18 protein-coding genes are annotated in these 14,922 nt (G+C 66.1%); 3 read left to right on the top strand and 15 right to left on the bottom strand.

The features are described 5' to 3' along the window. Window positions 1–368: 368 nt before the first annotated feature. The 9 genes from Q8M82_RS03525 to epmA all read right to left on the bottom strand — a co-directional run bounded on the left by Q8M82_RS03525 (window position 369) and on the right by epmA (window position 6,388). Window positions 369–1,469: an anhydro-N-acetylmuramic acid kinase gene (locus Q8M82_RS03525; RefSeq protein ID WP_305690000.1), complete on the bottom strand. Its 1,101-nt coding sequence runs from the start codon at window positions 1,467–1,469 to the stop codon at window positions 369–371. A gap of 25 nt (window positions 1,470–1,494) precedes the next feature. After that, a complete protein-coding gene (locus Q8M82_RS03520) occupies window positions 1,495–1,803 on the bottom strand; it encodes a DUF1330 domain-containing protein (RefSeq protein ID WP_066721625.1) in 309 nt (102 codons plus the stop codon). A 1-nt stretch (window position 1,804) separates the two neighbouring features. Continuing rightward, window positions 1,805–2,092, bottom strand: coding sequence for a DUF1330 domain-containing protein (locus Q8M82_RS03515; RefSeq protein WP_305689999.1), 288 nt, complete (start codon window positions 2,090–2,092; stop codon window positions 1,805–1,807). 37 nt (window positions 2,093–2,129) lie between these two features. Further along, window positions 2,130–2,837, bottom strand: a complete 708-nt coding sequence (gene pyrF, locus Q8M82_RS03510) for an orotidine-5'-phosphate decarboxylase (protein ID WP_305689998.1) — start codon at window positions 2,835–2,837, stop codon at window positions 2,130–2,132. Between the two features lie 81 nt (window positions 2,838–2,918). Next, window positions 2,919–3,563 carry a DsbA family oxidoreductase gene (locus Q8M82_RS03505; RefSeq protein ID WP_305689997.1) on the bottom strand — a complete coding sequence of 215 codons (645 nt, stop codon included), beginning with the start codon at window positions 3,561–3,563 and terminating at the stop codon, window positions 2,919–2,921. 14 nt (window positions 3,564–3,577) lie between these two features. Further along, window positions 3,578–3,964 carry a type II toxin-antitoxin system VapC family toxin gene (locus tag Q8M82_RS03500; protein ID WP_305689996.1) on the bottom strand — a complete coding sequence of 129 codons (387 nt, stop codon included), beginning with the start codon at window positions 3,962–3,964 and terminating at the stop codon, window positions 3,578–3,580. Next, window positions 3,961–4,206 carry a type II toxin-antitoxin system Phd/YefM family antitoxin gene (locus tag Q8M82_RS03495; protein ID WP_305689995.1) on the bottom strand — a complete coding sequence of 82 codons (246 nt, stop codon included), beginning with the start codon at window positions 4,204–4,206 and terminating at the stop codon, window positions 3,961–3,963. Before Q8M82_RS03495 ends, Q8M82_RS03500 begins: the two co-directional genes overlap by 4 nt. 53 nt (window positions 4,207–4,259) lie before the next feature. After that, window positions 4,260–5,327 (bottom strand): lysine-2,3-aminomutase-like protein, encoded by a 1,068-nt coding sequence (locus Q8M82_RS03490; protein WP_305689994.1) that lies wholly within the window; start codon window positions 5,325–5,327, stop codon window positions 4,260–4,262. Next, window positions 5,324–6,388 carry an EF-P lysine aminoacylase EpmA gene (gene epmA / locus Q8M82_RS03485; RefSeq protein WP_305689993.1) on the bottom strand — a complete coding sequence of 355 codons (1,065 nt, stop codon included), beginning with the start codon at window positions 6,386–6,388 and terminating at the stop codon, window positions 5,324–5,326. Before epmA ends, Q8M82_RS03490 begins: the two co-directional genes overlap by 4 nt. Window positions 6,389–6,502: 114 nt before the next feature. On the opposite strand from epmA, the gene efp reads away from it, so the two are divergent. The 3 genes from efp to Q8M82_RS03470 all read left to right on the top strand — a co-directional run bounded on the left by efp (window position 6,503) and on the right by Q8M82_RS03470 (window position 9,215). Further along, complete coding sequence (gene efp / locus Q8M82_RS03480) at window positions 6,503–7,072, top strand: elongation factor P (RefSeq protein WP_305689992.1); 570 nt, start codon at window positions 6,503–6,505, stop codon at window positions 7,070–7,072. A 91-nt stretch (window positions 7,073–7,163) separates the two neighbouring features. Next, window positions 7,164–7,682, top strand: a complete 519-nt coding sequence (locus tag Q8M82_RS03475) for a DUF1993 domain-containing protein (protein ID WP_305689991.1) — start codon at window positions 7,164–7,166, stop codon at window positions 7,680–7,682. Window positions 7,683–7,943: 261 nt separating this feature from the next. Then, window positions 7,944–9,215, top strand: coding sequence for a hypothetical protein (locus tag Q8M82_RS03470; protein ID WP_305689990.1), 1,272 nt, complete (start codon window positions 7,944–7,946; stop codon window positions 9,213–9,215). Between the two features lie 7 nt (window positions 9,216–9,222). Here Q8M82_RS03470 and Q8M82_RS03465 read toward each other — a convergent pair whose 3' ends face one another. From Q8M82_RS03465 to rpoN, 6 genes are all read right to left on the bottom strand, one after another. Beyond that, entirely contained in the window at window positions 9,223–9,879 is a 657-nt protein-coding gene (locus Q8M82_RS03465) for an MBL fold metallo-hydrolase (protein ID WP_305689989.1), read from the bottom strand. Window positions 9,880–9,932: 53 nt separating this feature from the next. Next, window positions 9,933–10,280 (bottom strand): hypothetical protein, encoded by a 348-nt coding sequence (locus Q8M82_RS03460; RefSeq protein ID WP_305689988.1) that lies wholly within the window; start codon window positions 10,278–10,280, stop codon window positions 9,933–9,935. Then, window positions 10,277–11,905 (bottom strand): fumarate hydratase, encoded by a 1,629-nt coding sequence (locus Q8M82_RS03455; protein WP_305689987.1) that lies wholly within the window; start codon window positions 11,903–11,905, stop codon window positions 10,277–10,279. Before Q8M82_RS03455 ends, Q8M82_RS03460 begins: the two co-directional genes overlap by 4 nt. 128 nt (window positions 11,906–12,033) lie before the next feature. Next, window positions 12,034–12,495, bottom strand: coding sequence for a PTS IIA-like nitrogen regulatory protein PtsN (gene ptsN / locus Q8M82_RS03450; protein ID WP_305689986.1), 462 nt, complete (start codon window positions 12,493–12,495; stop codon window positions 12,034–12,036). Between the two features lie 84 nt (window positions 12,496–12,579). Next, complete coding sequence (hpf, locus tag Q8M82_RS03445) at window positions 12,580–13,167, bottom strand: ribosome hibernation-promoting factor, HPF/YfiA family (protein ID WP_305689985.1); 588 nt, start codon at window positions 13,165–13,167, stop codon at window positions 12,580–12,582. 119 nt (window positions 13,168–13,286) lie between these two features. Continuing rightward, the gene (gene rpoN, locus Q8M82_RS03440) at window positions 13,287–14,816 is read right to left on the bottom strand and encodes an RNA polymerase factor sigma-54 (protein WP_305689984.1); all 1,530 of its coding nucleotides are present in this window, start codon (window positions 14,814–14,816) and stop codon (window positions 13,287–13,289) included. Between the last annotated feature and the right edge of the window lie 106 nt (window positions 14,817–14,922).

Genomic DNA, 14,922 nt, shown 5'->3' with positions numbered 1-14,922 from the left:
CACGTTTCTCTTTCTGTCTTCAATTTTCAAACAGCAGCACTCAACCAAAGACAGGTCCGCAACCGATCTCTCGGCAACAAGGCCCAACGTCCTAGTGAAGCGCAGAAGAGGCGCCGCTCAGCGGCGGCGCCGTCTCGATGGCCGGGTTATAGGCGGCACCCCACCAAAGTGTCAACACGGTTTTTGAAAAAACTTCGCGCCCGACCGCCCGCATCGTCCGCGCGGCCTCCGTTCGGCAGCATATCCGCCCCGCAATCCAGCGGATTTGCGGATTTCGGACGCGATTTCCGCCGGAATTTCGAATTTCTCGAATCGAGCGGTCTCGACCTCTTATCCCTATCGCGCAGCGCGCGACGGTTTCATGACGCTCACACGCGGTTGAGCCTGCCGCCCGTCAACGGCCGGGGCACGCCGGTTGTTCCCGGCAGGCTGAGCGGCAGGCCCTTCACCGAGCGGATGGCGAGATAGGCGAAGAGTTGGGCCTCCAGCGCGTCTCCATCCCAGCCCGCCGCCTCGACCCGCTCGACGGGAACGCCGAGCCGGGTGCGCAGGCGCTGCATGAGATGGTGGTTGAGCCGGCCGCCCCCGCCGACCAGCCAGCGCCGCGGCGCGCGCGGCACATGGCGCAGGGCCGCGACCAGGCTTTCGACCGTGAAGGCCGCCAGCGTCGCGGCACCATCGGCATCGGAGAGCGGCTCGACGATTCCGGCACGGCGATGGAAATCGTTGCGGTCGAGCGATTTCGGCGCGGGCCTGTCGAAGAACGGGTTGTCCATGAAGGCTGCGACTAGATCCTCATGGATCAGGCCGCTCGCGGCGAGAGCGCCATCCGCATCATAGGGCCGCCCGAGCCGGCGCAGCACGAAGTCGTCGAGCAGCGCACTCGCGGGGCCGGTGTCGAAGGCGATGACCTCCTCGCCCTCGATCCAGGTGACATTGCCGACACCGCCGAGGTTCAGCACCATCACGGGCTGCTCCATCCCCTGTGCCAGCGCCCGGTGGTAGAGCGGCGCGAAGGGCGCCCCCTCCCCTCCCTCGGCAACATCGGCATGGCGGAAGCGGTCGACGGTCGCGATGCCCAGCGCCGTGGCGACGGCCGGGCCGTCGATCAACTGGCGCGTGAAGCGCTGCTGCGGCCGGTGATAGACGGTCTGGCCATGCAGGCCGACGAGATCGATGCCGGCGGGATCGATCTCGTGCTCGGCAATGAAGCACCGGATGGCAGCGAGATGGTCGGCGGTGACCTCGGCTTCGAGTTCGACCAGCGGCTCGGTCATCGCCCGCTCGGCCTGCGCGATCAGCGCCTGCAGAGCCGATCGCGTGCTGTCGCGATAGGGGTAGGAGGCGCCGGCGCCGAAGCTGACGACATCGCGCCCGTCACTGGTGACGATCGAGACGTCGATGCCGTCCATCGAGGTGCCGCTGATGACACCCAGCGCGGTCAGGCTCTCCTGCCGAAGTCGGTCCATCGCCTGCCGCCCGCGTGGTCGAGGGTTATTCGCCCGGCTGGGCCCCGTCATAGCCGCCGATGATGACGAGATCGACCTTGCCGACCAGCGCCAGATGCTTCACCGCCTCCTGGTATTCGGGCGAGGCGTAGCAGGCGCGGGCCGTCTCCTCGTCCTTGAATTCGAGGACGACGTTGTGCTTGCGCCCCTCGCCGCGGGCGAGCTTGTATTCGCCGCCGCGTACCAGGAATTTCGCACCGTATTTGGCGAAGGCCACCGCGTTGAGCGCGCGGTAGCGCGCATATTCTTCCTCGTTGTCGACGTCGAGCCGCGCGATCCAGTAGCCCTTGGCCATGTCAGACGCCCTCGACCACGACGATGTCGATCTCGCCGGCGCCCTCGCGCAGCTTGCGGGCCTCGGAATAGTCCTGCGACATCGCATAGGCCTTGGCGGCCTCGAAGCTCTCGAACTCGATGACGACGTTGCGGGCCCGGCCCTCGCCTTCCGCCACGGTCATCATGCCGCCGCGCACCAGAGGGGTGCCGCCATATTTGCGGATCGCCTCGGAGGCCTTCGCCGCATAGGCCGCCCATTGCGTCGCATTGGAGACCTTGGCGCGCGCCACGACATATCCCTTGGCCATGATCCGAATCCTTTGAGAGCTCGACTGGACCGCGAACTTAGGAGGCTGCTGCGATCTCGTCCATGATCGCCGCAGCCGCCCCACGCGGGTCGGCTGCGCGGATGATGGGACGCCCGACGACCAAATGGTCGACGCCGGCCCGGATCGCCTCGCGCGGGGTGAGCGTGCGCTTCTGGTCCCCGGCTGCGCTGCCGGCGGGCCTTATGCCCGGTGTCACGATCAGCATGTCGGCGCCGATGACATCGCGGACGATCTCGGTCTCGGCAGCCGAGCACACGATGCCGTCGATGCCGGCGGTGCGGGCCTGCTCGGCGCGCAAGCGCACGAGGTCGCGTACCGCCAGCCCGTAACCGGCATCGCGCAGATCGCCATCGTCATAGGAGGTCAGCGCCGTGACCGCGAGCAGCTTCAGATCCGCTCCGTCGCGCCCCTCGACGGCGCCGCGCATCGTCTGGGGGTAGGCGTGGACCGTCAGCAGGTCGACGCCGAGATTGCTGAGAGAGGCGACGCCCTCGGTCACGGTGTTGCCGATGTCGTGGAGCTTCAGGTCGAGGAAGACCTTCTTGCCTTCGGCCACCAGCTGCTGGGTGAGTTGCAGGCCGCCTGCGAAGGCGAGCGCATAGCCGATCTTGTAGAAGCTCGCGGCGTCGCCGAGTTGTGAGACGATGCGATAGGCGTCCCAGATCGTCGGCACGTCGAGCGCGACGATCATGCGGTCGCGCAGGTCGTTGATCTTCTGGGTCATGGGCCCGCTCCCGCTGTTTGCGGGGATGGGCCATGATTCGGGCGTCGGCGCAAGGCCACGCGCCTGTCGGGCCGCGTTCCCTCAGGCCGCGTCGCTCAGTACCTGCTTGAAGACCTGCGCCCAGACATCACCGGTCTGCGCGCCGGAGACCGCGAGCTTGCCGTCGATGATGAAGAAGGGAACGCCGGTGACGCCGACCTGCTGGGCGTGAGCCTCGAGCCCGACCACGGTCTCGCGCAGCTCCTCATTGGTCAGTTCGTCGCGCGCGGCCTGCTCATCGAAGCCCTGCTCGACCGCAATGGCGACGAGCGTGTCGAGATCGCCGATGTCGCGGCCATCCTGCCAATAGGCCTTGAACAGCGCCGCCTTCATCTCGGTGCCGCGCTGTACGGTCGAAGCGGCGGCGACCAGCATATGCGCCATGCGGGTGTTGACGCTCTTGGTGACGCGCGCCCAGTTGAAGGTGACGCCGCTTTCGAGCGCCGCCTCGGAAAGCCGGATCTCGATTTCCTTGCGCTTACCGGCGCCGAACTTGGCATCGAGATAGGCGGTTCGGTCCATGCCTTCGGCCGGCATGTCGGGGTTCAGCTCATAGGGCAGCCAGGTGATGGCGACACGCTCGGTCAGGCCATGGCGCGCCAGAGCCTTCTCCAGCTGCGCCTTGCCGATGAAACACCAGGGGCAGGCGAGATCGGAGACGATCGCGATGGGCAGTTTCTCTTTCATGGTGGCCGTCCTGCTCAAACCTTGTGTATCGACCCGCCGTAGCGGGCTATCGTGCTATCGGACGTCAACAGGGTGATCCCTTCGACCCTTGCCTGAGCGACCAGTATCCTGTCGAACGGATCTTTGTGGATTGGCTGCAAATCACCGATCGCAACCGCATGCTCGCCCGTGACCGGCACCTCGACAAAACCACGGTCGAGCAGACCGCGTCTCAGAAGTCTCGCGTCGACCGAGAAATCGCTCCGGCCGAGGCTGGTCTTGATGGCTATCTCCCACAGGCTCGCCGAGCTGAAATACAACTCGCTCTCGGGCGAATCGATAATGCGTCGCGCTTCTGCCGACAGCCGCTCGGGTCGACCCGCATTCCAGAGCAGGAGGTGCGTGTCGAGGAGCGCCTTCACGAGCGCCCGTTGAACATGGCTTCGATCTCTTCACGCCCCATCTCATCGAAATCATCGGGCACCGTCATGTGCCCGACCATAAAGCCGGTGCGTCGGAGCGGCTTGGCCTCGACCGGCTCCAGCGGAACGACCTTGACCATGGGCTTCCCCGCCTTGGCGATGATGAAGGCTTCGCCCTTCGCGGCGCGATCGACCAGACGCGACAGATGCGTCTTCGCGTCGTGGATGTTGACCTTCTCCATGGCCGACCTCGAGTTAGTTCAATCGAGCTAGTTTACCAGAGCAGCCGTCGTCTTCAAACCGGCGGGTAGGGGCGCCGCTCGCCATGGCGGTCTTCGGCGAAGGCCTCGGCGCCGGGCGTCTCGCAGGCCGACAGGAAGGCGGGGCCGACGGGGATCTTCCCCGCCCCGCCGGGGATGTCGAGGATATAGGTCGGCTGGCACAGGCCGGACAGATGGCCTCGCAGGCTTTTGACGAGGGCCTGGCCTTCCTCCAGCGTGAGCCGGAACGCCGCCGTGCCGGGCGCGAGATCCGGATGATGCAGGTAATAGGGCTTCACCCGGTTCTCGACGAAGGCGCGCATCAGGGCCGACAGGGTGGCCACGTCGGCATTGACGCCTCTGAGGAGCACGCTCTGGCTGATCAGGACATGGCCGGCATCGGCCAGCCGCGCCAACGCGGCCCGTGCCGCAGGGGTGAACTCGCGCGGATGATTGGCGTGGATGGCGATGTAGCTCGCCTTGCCCGGAATCCGCAGCGCCTCAGCATAGTCGGTCGTGACGCGCCCCGGATCGACCATCGGCACACGGGTATGCCAGCGCGCGACCTTGATATGCTCGATCGCGCCGAGCCGCCGCGCGACCTCCCGCACCCGCCGCTCCGAAAGGATCAGGGGGTCGCCGCCGGTCATGATGACCTCCCAGATTTCGGGATGCTCGGTGAGATAGGCCAGCGCCTTCTCCAGCCCCTCGCCGGTCAGCGCATCCCCACCGGGGCCGACCATCTCGCGACGGAAGCAGAAGCGGCAATAGACCGGGCAGGCATGCACGAGCTTGAGCAGCGCCCGGTCGGGATAGCGATGCACCACGCCCTCGACCGGCGAATGCGCCTCGTCGCCGATCGGATCGGCGCGCTCCTGCGGGAGCGTCACAAGCTCGGCCGGGTCCGGAATAAATTGGCGCGCGATCGGGTCGTCAGAATCGGCCGGGTCGATCAGCGCGGCCATGGCCGGCGTCAGCGAGACGGCGTAGCGCGCAGACACCGCCTCCAGCGCCCCGCGTGCCGCGGGCGCGACAAAGCCGGCCTCGACGAGGGCGTCGATGCTGCGCAGCGGCTGTCCGCCGGGAGGCTGGTGAAGGGTCATGCCGTTCCCCTGCCCGGTTCCGCCACCGGCGTCCAGAGGACATCCTCGATCCGGCGGGCGCCGGTGCAGAGCATGACCAGGCGATCGAAGCCGAGCGCAATGCCGCTGGCTTGTGGCATCGCGGCGAGCGCGCTCAGGAAATCCTCGTCGATGGGATAGCGCTCGCCATAGATGCGCGCCTTCTCGTCCATATCGGCTTCGAAGCGCCGGCGCTGCTCGGCCGGATCGGTCAGCTCCCCGAAGGCATTCGCCAGTTCGACGCCGCAGGCATAGAGCTCGAAGCGTTCGGAGACGCGCGGATCGCCGGGTTTGGGCCGGGCGAGCGCGGCTTCCGAAATCGGGTACTCACACAGGATCGTCGCCCGCCCCCGGCCCAGATGCGGCTCGACCCGCTCTGAGAGAATGCGGCTGAAGATGTCCGACCAGCTGTCGTCGTCGGCGACCCGGATACCGGCCTCGGCCGCATCGGCCGCGAGCCCGCCGCGATCGACGTCATTGTCGGCAGTGACAGTGCGCAGCAGGTCGATGCCGGCATGACGCCGGAAGGCCTCCTGGAGCGTCAGTCGCTCGGGCTCGGCGAACGGATCGGCCTCGATGCCGCGCCAATGCAGCGTGGTCACGCCGGCGGCGCGGGCCGCCTCGGCCAGCATTTCGGCGCAATCGGCCATCAGCGCCTCGTAGTCCTCGCCCGCTCGATACCATTCCAGCATCGTGAATTCGGGGTGGTGCAGCGCCGTGCGCTCGCGGTTGCGAAAGACGCGGGCGAAATCGAAGATGCGCGGCTCCCCGGCCGCCAGCAGCTTCTTGGCGGCGAATTCCGGCGAGGTGTGCAGATAGTAGGGATGCCGGGCCCCGGCATCGTCGATCAGCGTCGTGGCGAAGCCGTGCAGATGCGTCTCGTTGCCCGGCGAGACCTGCAGGATCGCGGCCTCGACCTCGACGAAGTCCCGAGCCTCGAACCAGCAGCGCAGCGCCGCCTTGATGCGACCGCGTGCCAGAAGCGCCGGGCGACGGTCGGCATGGATGTCGGGCCGCCAGAACGGTGGGAGAGGCTTTGTCATCGTTTCGGGTTCAGAATGTCGGCAAGCTTCCGTTTCGCCTGCGAATGCGGTAGTGGCGCGGCAAGGATTTCGCCAAGGGCGCCATGGCGCGGCGCAAGCTCAAGGACAAGTCACGTGGTCAAGGTCATCGCATCCTCCGTTCGCAAGGGCAATGTGCTCGAACTCGACGGTCATCTTTGCTCGGTCCTGTCGGCCGAGAGCTTCTTTCCCGGCAAGGGCACGCCGACGACGCAGATCGACATGCGCCGCATCTCCGACGGCGTGAAGATGACGCAGCGCTACAAGACGACCGAGCAGGTCGAGCGCGCCTATGTCGAGGACCGCGACTTCACCTATCTCTACCAGGATGGCGAGCAGTACGTGTTCATGAACCCCGAGACGTTCGACCAGATCAATGTCGATGGCGACGTGGTCGGCAACATGGCCCCCTATCTGCAGGAAGGCATGAAGGTCTCGCTCTCGGTGTTCGAGGACAAGGCCGTCGCGATCGAGCTGCCGCAGCGCGTCACCGTCGAAGTCGCCGAGACCGAGCCGGTCACCAAAGGCCAGACGGCCTCCTCCTCCTACAAGCCCGCGATCCTGGTCAACGGCGTGCGCACGGCCGTGCCGCCGCATATCGGCCCCGGCGTCCGCATCGTGGTGATGACGGAAGACGGTTCCTATGTGGAGCGCGCCAAGGATTGATTTCTGCTTCCGGTGCAATCCCGGGCAGCATGATTATATCGGCGATGCGACGGGCCCTTTCCGGGCCCGTTTTCGTTTCCGAGGATCGCCCATGACCATCACCGCCCGCTCTGCCGCCCTTACCGGCTTCGTCCAGACGCTCAAGGCCCTCGACGCCATCCTCGACAAGACGGTCGAGCAGGCGGCGGCCCGCAAGATCCAGCCCGAGGTTCTGCTGGGCGCGCGGCTGGCGCCGGACATGCTGCCCTTCTCGCGCCAGATCCAGCTGGCCTGCGACTTCGCCAAGAACGCGGCGGCCCGCCTCGCCGGCGGCGACAACCCAAAGCACCCCGACGACGAGAAGAGCTTCGACGAGCTGAAGGCGCGCATCGCCAAGGTGCTCGCCTTCGTCGAAGGCATCGATGAGGCCGCCTTCGAGGCCGGCGTGGCGCGCGACATCACCTTCCCGCGCGGCCAGAACGCGACCATGACGATGCGCGGCGAGGCCTATCTCACCCGCTTCGCCGTGCCGAACTTCTATTTCCACGCCACGACCGCCTATGCGATCCTGCGCAAGAACGGCATCCAGATCGGCAAGCAGGACTTTCTGCTCGGCGTTTTCGAGGCTTGAGGTTGCCGCCCTTGAAAGCGCCACATCGCTCTCCCATATGAGCATCACGGCGATGTCGAGGGCGTTCCACTGTTCTCCAGCGCTGTAGAAGACGGCCATGAGCTCGAAGTGTGACGCCGGATGTACGCGCACCCTTCAGGACATGGCCGTTAACGTTTCCAGCTCTGGCTGTTCCCTGCGATATATCGTCCTGCCGTTGAACGTGCGTCGCCGCGTCCGCGACTGTCCCTCATCAGGGGTCGATGATGGCGGGAGGGGACGATGGCGGAGACCGATGGAGCGGCCTATCTGAAAGCCGGCGGCGCAGACCTTTTCAAGAAGCATACCTCGAAGATCTTTCGGAAGCGGGACAACAGGACCCTTCTCGATCTCGATGTCATGCTGAACGGCTATCCGACGATCCCGCGCGAAAACCGCGAGCGGCGGACCAAGGCACTCCTGGCGATCATCGCGTTGTGCCAATCTTGGCTGAGCGACAAGAAGACAAAGGTCGAGGGTCACAGCTCGTTCCGGGCGCCCTTCGTCAAGACCCTGCATGACGCCGCCGTGAGCGCCCTGCGCGGCATCGAGACCTTCCAGAAGGTCAAAGGGCATTTCGTCGCGAAGAAGAACTGGGACACCGCGATCGCAGCGGTGCGCAAGATCGTTCCGGAAGGATCGACGCATGGGGCCGATGGCCAGCCCGTCCAAATCATGCAGCAGGACAATTGGCTGGAGATTCTGGACACGCATCATCGCCGCGGCCAGGAGCTGAAGAAACACTATGACAATTGGCTGGCCGCGAAGGACCCCTGCACCTTCTGGGAGTACCTGGAAAAGCGCTCTCCGAACGAATTGAAGGAATTGCAGAAGGTCGCGGTGAACTACATCGACGATCTGGTTTTCCGCGATCTGTTCATCGTCAGTTTCGCGGGCAACCGGATGCGGTCCCGCATGTCGCCCCCCGTCCAGAACATGGTCATCCGCAAGTGGTCCCATGAGACGGTGATGCAGAATGCGGAGGAGAAGCTACTCGACACCACGACCTGGCCCTCGACCGCCCTCCATGGGCTTACCGACGGTTGGGGGGCCTTCGTCCTCAGCCCCCAGGAGGTCGTCTATGTCGGCATCCATGTGAGCGGCCAGTTTCACCATTCGAGCTTTCTGTGCGGTGCGCCGGTGCTGGCGGCGGGCATGATCAAGGTCGAACAGGGCCGCATCCGCGGAATCCACGAGAAGAACGGCCACTATCGTTCGCGGGAGGCGCATATGCTCGCCTTCCTGAAGCTGCTGCAACGCAAGCTGCCGGGCACGGACTGGCACGATGTCGAGTACTACAGCACCGGCGGCGCCTGGATGACGGTGGGCCAGAAACTCAATCTTCCGCGTCGCCCGCCTGTGCCGAGTCGGGCCAACCGGGGACCGCTTCCCTCGACGCTGGCGTCCCCGCAAGCCGCTGCGCACGTATCGGGCGGGCGGCTGGCGCCTACAACCGCGCAGCCGCAGGCTCAACCGGGCAGAGTCAGGAACCTGGCCCGCCACTTTGAACAATAGCTGACGTTCAACCCCGGAGGAACGGATTGTTCGCCCGCTCCTCGCCGAGCGTGCCCGCCGGCCCATGCCCGGGCAGGAACTGAACATCGTCGCCGAGCGGCAGGAGCTTGTCGCGGATCGCGGCGATCAGGGTCTCGTGGCTGCCATAGGGGAAATCCGTGCGACCCACCGAGCCGGCAAAGACCGTGTCGCCGGCGAGCAGGAAGCGCAGGTCCTTCTGGAAGAAGGTGATGTGGCCGGGCGTATGGCCGGGCACATGCAGCACCGAGAAGGCGACATCGCCGACCTTGACCTCGTCGCCCTCGACGAGCCAGCGCGACGGCGTCACCGCGCGCATGTCGCGGATGTCGAAGCGCAGGCCCGCGGTGGGCAACTCGTCCAGCAGGAACTTGTCGGCCTCGTGCGGCCCGATCACGGGCACCGACAGCGCCTCCGCCAGTTCCGCCGCACCACCGGCATGGTCGAGATGGCCATGCGTCAGCCAGACCGCGACCGGCGTGACGCCAACCTCCTTGAGAGCCCCACGGATCAGCGCGACGTCACCGCCGGGATCGACGATGACGGCCTGCATGGTCTTCGTGCACCAGAGGATCGAGCAGTTCTGCTGGAACGGCGTCACGGGGATGACGGCGATCTGAAGCGGCGTCTGCGGCTGGTCGGTCATAGGCGTCTCCGTCGATATCGGCGGCGAGGCGCGACCGCACCGCGCCCGTTTCGTCAGGGCTTGCCGCAGCGGCCTGCAATCAGCGCGCGGTAATCGGCCAGGTCGGAATCCATCGTCGCGACGTTCTGCGCGCGCTCGGCTCCGCTCTGGCAGGTCGCGAAGACGGCGCGGGCGTTCTGCAGGAAGCCGACATGCTCGCGCCATGTCAGGCACTGGCTGGCGATGTCGGCATTGGCGACAGCGGCGAGCCGCGTCTGCTGCCGGCGCAGCGCGCCTTCGTTCTGGAAGAGATCGCGCGTGCAGGTCGCGGGTCGGCCCTGTGCCACAGCGGACTCAGCTGCGGCCAGCAGCGCCGGCAGCAGGCCCAGCGCGGCGGCTCCGGCGAGGATAAGCCGCCTCATCCGAGGTTCAGCTCCTTGAAGAAGTCGTTGCCCTTGTCGTCGATGACGATGAAGGCGGGGAAGTCCTCGACCTCGATGCGCCAGACCGCCTCCATGCCGAGCTCGGGATACTCCAGCACCTCGACCTTGCGGATGCAGTCCTGCGCCAGCCTCGCGGCCGGACCGCCGATCGAGCCGAGATAGAAGCCGCCATGGGCCTTGCAGGCTTCGCGCACCGCCGCGGAACGGTTGCCCTTGGCGAGCATCACCATCGAGCCGCCGAAGGATTGGAACTGGTCGACGAAGGAATCCATCCGGCCCGCGGTCGTCGGCCCGAAGGAGCCGGAGGCGAAGCCCTCCGGCGTCTTGGCGGGGCCGGCATAATAGACGGGGTGGTTCTTGAAATAATCGGGCATACCCTGCCCGCTCTCCAGCCGCTCGCGGATCTTGGCGTGGGCGGCGTCGCGGGCGACGATGATCGTACCCATCAGCGAAAGGCGGGTCTTGACCGGATATTGCGTCAGGGTCGCCAGGATCTCGCTCATCGGCCGGTTGAGATCGACCTCGACCACGTCTCCGCCGAGAGAGGCGTCCTCGACCTCGGGCAGGTACTTCGACGGATCAGTCTCGAGCGCCTCGAGGAAGATGCCGTCCTTGGTGATCTTGCCCTTGGCCTGGCGGTCGGCCGAGCAGGAAACGCCGAGCCCGATCGGCAACGAGGCCCCGTGACGCGGCAGGCGAATGACGCGCACGTCATGGCAGAAATACGTGCCGCCGAATTGCGCGCCGACGCCGAGCGACTGCGTGAGCTTGTGGACCTCCGCCTCCATCTCGAGGTCGCGGAAGGCGTGGCCGCTGGCTGAGCCCTGCGTCGGCAGCGCGTCGAGATAGCGCGTCGAGGCGAGCTTCACCGTCTTGAGGTTCTGCTCCGCCGAGGTGCCGCCGATGACGATGGCGAGGTGGTAGGGCGGGCAGGCCGCGGTGCCGAGCGTCAGGATCTTCTCCTTCAGGAACGCGATCATGCGCTCCTTCGTCAGCAGGGACGGCGTCGCCTGGAAGAGGAAGGTCTTGTTGGCCGAGCCCCCGCCCTTGGCGACGAAGAGGAACTTGTAGGCGTCCTCACCATGGCCCTTGCCTTCGGCATAGATGTCGATCTGCGCCGGCAGGTTGGTCGCCGTGTTCTTCTCCTCGAACATCGACAGCGGGGCGACCTGCGAATAGCGCAGATTGCGCTTGAAATAGGCGTCGGCGACGCCCTCGCCGAGCGCCTCTTCGTCCTCGCCGTCCGTCCAGACGCGGCGGCCCTTCTTGCCCATTATGATGGCGGTGCCGGTATCCTGGCACATCGGCAGCACGCCGCCGGCGGCGATGTTGGCGTTCTTCAGCAGATCATAGGCGACGAACTTGTCGTTCGAGGTCGCCTCGGGATCGTCGAGAATCCTGCCGAGCTGGGCGAGATGGCCCGGCCGCAGCAGATGGTTGATGTCGATGAAGGCCTGCTCGCTGAGACGGCGGATCGCCTCGCGGGACACGTTCAGCACTTCGCGGTCGCCGATTGTCTCGACGGAGACGCCCTCGCTGCCGAGATGGCGATAGGGCGTTTCGTCCGGCCCGAGCGGGAAGAGATCGACATGGGTATAGGCCATCGGTGGCACTCCGGCATGCAACGACGTTCCCCTCGCCCTGCGGGCGGGAGCTTCGCGCAAGCGAATAGCCGATGTTGCGATCTGGTCAAATGCAAGACGGCGGGAGCAGCGAACGGCAGCGCTCCCGCTCAGGCGGCCTGCGCCGCCGATTCAGAGAGGATCGCGTAGATCGCCGCGGGGTCGCGAACGGCGCGCACCTGTTCGAGGACCGACGGGTTGCGCAGTACGCGGGCGACGCGGGCGAGAGCCTTGAGATGATCGGCTCCGGCCCCCTCGGGCGCGATCAGAACGAAGACGATGTCGACGGGCTGCCCGTCGAGCGCATCGAAATCGATCGGCTTTTCGGCCTTGGCAAACAGCCCGACGAGCCTGTCGATCCCCGCCATCCGGCCGTGAGGAATCGCGATCCCCTCGCCGATGCCGGTCGAGCCGAGACGCTCCCGCTGGAGCAGCGCCTCGAACAGGTCGCGCTCGGGCAGGCCGATGAGCTGCGACGCATGCTGGGCTAGTTCCAGCAAGGCCTGCTTCTTGCCGTTGGCCCGCAGCGGGGAAATCACCGCGGCAGGGCTCAGGAGGTCGATCAGCGTCATGCGCCAGTCCATGCATGTCCCATGCCGCTCACATCGCCATGCGGCATGGGTCAAGTTTCGGGCCCGCGCGGAACTCCGCCAGACCTATGACAGCGACGCCGGAGGATCGATCCAGCCGATGTTGCCGTCGCGGCGGCGGTATACGACGTTCATCCGTCCATGGCCAGCATGGCGGAACATCACGACCGGCGCCCCGGTCAGATCGAGTTCGGCGACGGCGTCGCTCACCGTCAGAATATGCAGCGATTTGGTCGATTCGGCGACGATAACCGGGTTGTCGCCGGCAGCGTCGACCTCGAGCTCCTCGATTTCCTCGTCGGGAGCCGCGATCACATAGCTGGGGATTTCCACGCCCGGCTCGCGCCCGTTGGCACTCGCGGAGCGATCCTTGAGCCGCCGCTTGTAGCGACGCAGACGCTTCTCGATACGCTCCGCCATCTTGTCCAGGCTGGCATAGGCATCGTGCGCCGTACCGGACGCCTCGAGCGTGATGCCCGACGACAGATGCAGCACGCCGTCCGTCTTGAACGCCGTCCCGTCCTTGCCGACGGTGACATGGCCCTGGTAGCCACCTTCGTAATATTTGCCGAGAGCGGCAGCGACGCGGGCCTCGGCCTGACCCCGCAGGGCCTCGCCGACATCGAGGTTCTTGCCGGAGATTCGCAAGCTCATGGAGTGCTTCCCCTTGTTTAGCCACGGTCAGGACATCGACCGTCCTAGGGAGCTAAGAACTCGCTACCGCGTCTGTCAATGATATGGCCCAAAGCCGTCGCGACGGTGGCAGAGGCCGATCAGCGGCTCCCCATGGCCATCGCGATCTTCTCGCGGCGCCGCTCCATGGAGGACGGAATCCGGAGGGATTCGCGGTATTTCGCGACGGTGCGACGGGCGATGTCGATGCCGCCCTCCTTGAGACGGGCGACGATCGCATCGTCGGAGAGCACGTCGGCGGGGGCCTCGTCGTCGATCATCTGCCGGATGCGGAATCGGACCGCCTCGGCCGAATGCGCCTCGCCATAGCCGGTGGCGGCGATCGCGGCGGAGAAGAAATACTTCATCTCGAAGACGCCGCGCGAGCAGATCAGATATTTGTTCGAGGTCACGCGCGAAACGGTGGATTCGTGCATCCCGATCGCGTCCGCGACGGTCTTCAGGTTGAGCGGACGGAGATGCTCGACGCCATGCGCGAAGAAACCGTCCTGCTGGCGCACGATCTCGCTGGCGACCTTCAGAATGGTCCGCGCCCGCTGTTCGAGCGACCGCGTCAGCCAATTGGCCGTCTGCAGGCATTCGGCGATGAAGGCCTTCTCCTCGTCGCTGCGTACCGCCTTGGAGACGCGGGCGTGATAGGTCTGGTTGATCAGCACGCGAGGCAAGGTGTCGGGGTTGAGATCGACCAGCCAGGATCCGTCCGGAGCAGCCCGGATGAAGACATCCGGGACCACGGTTTCAGCCGCCGAACCTCCGAAACCGCGACCCGGCTTGGGGTCGAGGCGCCGGATCTCGGCGACCATGTCGGCGATGTCCTCGTCGTCGACCCCGCAAAGCCGCTTGAGGGCGGCGAAATCGCGCTTGGCCACGAGGTGGAGATTGGCGACGAGGGCCTGCATGGCGGGGTCGAACCGGTCGCGGTCGCGGAGCTGGATCGAGAGGCATTCGGCCACGTCGCGTGCCGCGACGCCCGAAGGATCGAAACCCTGGACGATGCACAGCACGTCCTCGACACGCGCGACCGAAACGCCGAGCCGCTCGGCGATGTCGGGAACGGGCTCGCCGAGATAGCCGGCATCGTCGACGGCATCGATCAGATGCCGGCCGATCAACCGCTCGGCGGGATCGTGGACGGCGAGATCGAGTTGGGCGCTCAGGTGATCATGCAGCGACGCCTCGGCTGCGAGGCTGTTCTCAAAACCGTCCGGCCCCTCCTCGAAGGAGCCGCCGGAGCCTCCATAGGCCCCACCGATGATCGGAAGGCTGTCGGCGCCGCTGGTCTCGAGCCGGGCGACGGTCGGCTGCTCGCTCTGGAAGACGTTGTCGAGGCCCGTGCCCAGACGGTTCTCCATGCCCTCCTGACTGTTCAGGCTCTCGGCTCGCTCGTAGCTTTCCGCGTCGGCCGCATGGCTCCCCTCGGAAAGAGCGCTCGGGAGAGGGCCCTCCGCGGCGTCGTCGCGCTCGAGCAGCGGATTACGCTCGAGTTCGCCCTCGACGAAATTCTGAAGTTCGAGATGCGACAATTGCAGAAGCTTGATCGCCTGCAGCAGTTGCGGCGTCATCACCAGGGACTGGCCCTGGCGCAGCTCCATGCGTGGCATCATCGCCATGCGCTTGCGACCTTCCCTCTCCGCGCGCCGAAAACGGCACGCTTCTTGCTTGGAGGGTGAGCCTAGCGCCGTCACGCGCGCGCGTCAAAGGCCTTGCCGTGCCGCG

Source organism: Allobosea sp. (genome assembly GCF_030694325.1).
GTDB lineage: Bacteria > Pseudomonadota > Alphaproteobacteria > Rhizobiales > Beijerinckiaceae > Allobosea.
This window is presented reverse-complemented; position numbering and strand designations above follow the sequence as displayed.

Excerpts from the sequence above, each read along its gene's own strand:
- Q8M82_RS03465 (WP_305689989.1), bottom strand. The coding sequence starts at position 9,879 with ATGACCGACCAGCCGCAGACGCCGCTTCAGATCGCCGTCATCCCCGTG.
- epmA (WP_305689993.1), bottom strand. The coding sequence starts at position 6,388 with ATGACAAAGCCTCTCCCACCGTTCTGGCGGCCCGACATCCATGCCGAC.
- Q8M82_RS03520 (WP_066721625.1), bottom strand. The coding sequence starts at position 1,803 with ATGGCCAAGGGCTACTGGATCGCGCGGCTCGACGTCGACAACGAGGAA.
- Q8M82_RS03460 (WP_305689988.1), bottom strand. The coding sequence starts at position 10,280 with ATGAGGCGGCTTATCCTCGCCGGAGCCGCCGCGCTGGGCCTGCTGCCG.
- Q8M82_RS03470 (WP_305689990.1), top strand. The coding sequence starts at position 7,944 with ATGGCGGAGACCGATGGAGCGGCCTATCTGAAAGCCGGCGGCGCAGAC.
- pyrF (WP_305689998.1), bottom strand. The coding sequence starts at position 2,837 with ATGACCCAGAAGATCAACGACCTGCGCGACCGCATGATCGTCGCGCTC.
- Q8M82_RS03475 (WP_305689991.1), top strand. The coding sequence starts at position 7,164 with ATGACCATCACCGCCCGCTCTGCCGCCCTTACCGGCTTCGTCCAGACG.
- Q8M82_RS03525 (WP_305690000.1), bottom strand. The coding sequence starts at position 1,469 with ATGGACCGACTTCGGCAGGAGAGCCTGACCGCGCTGGGTGTCATCAGC.
- hpf (WP_305689985.1), bottom strand. The coding sequence starts at position 13,167 with ATGAGCTTGCGAATCTCCGGCAAGAACCTCGATGTCGGCGAGGCCCTG.
- Q8M82_RS03455 (WP_305689987.1), bottom strand. The coding sequence starts at position 11,905 with ATGGCCTATACCCATGTCGATCTCTTCCCGCTCGGGCCGGACGAAACG.
- Q8M82_RS03505 (WP_305689997.1), bottom strand. The coding sequence starts at position 3,563 with ATGAAAGAGAAACTGCCCATCGCGATCGTCTCCGATCTCGCCTGCCCC.
- Q8M82_RS03495 (WP_305689995.1), bottom strand. The coding sequence starts at position 4,206 with ATGGAGAAGGTCAACATCCACGACGCGAAGACGCATCTGTCGCGTCTG.
- Q8M82_RS03515 (WP_305689999.1), bottom strand. The coding sequence starts at position 2,092 with ATGGCCAAGGGATATGTCGTGGCGCGCGCCAAGGTCTCCAATGCGACG.
- ptsN (WP_305689986.1), bottom strand. The coding sequence starts at position 12,495 with ATGACGCTGATCGACCTCCTGAGCCCTGCCGCGGTGATTTCCCCGCTG.
- rpoN (WP_305689984.1), bottom strand. The coding sequence starts at position 14,816 with ATGGCGATGATGCCACGCATGGAGCTGCGCCAGGGCCAGTCCCTGGTG.
- Q8M82_RS03490 (WP_305689994.1), bottom strand. The coding sequence starts at position 5,327 with ATGACCCTTCACCAGCCTCCCGGCGGACAGCCGCTGCGCAGCATCGAC.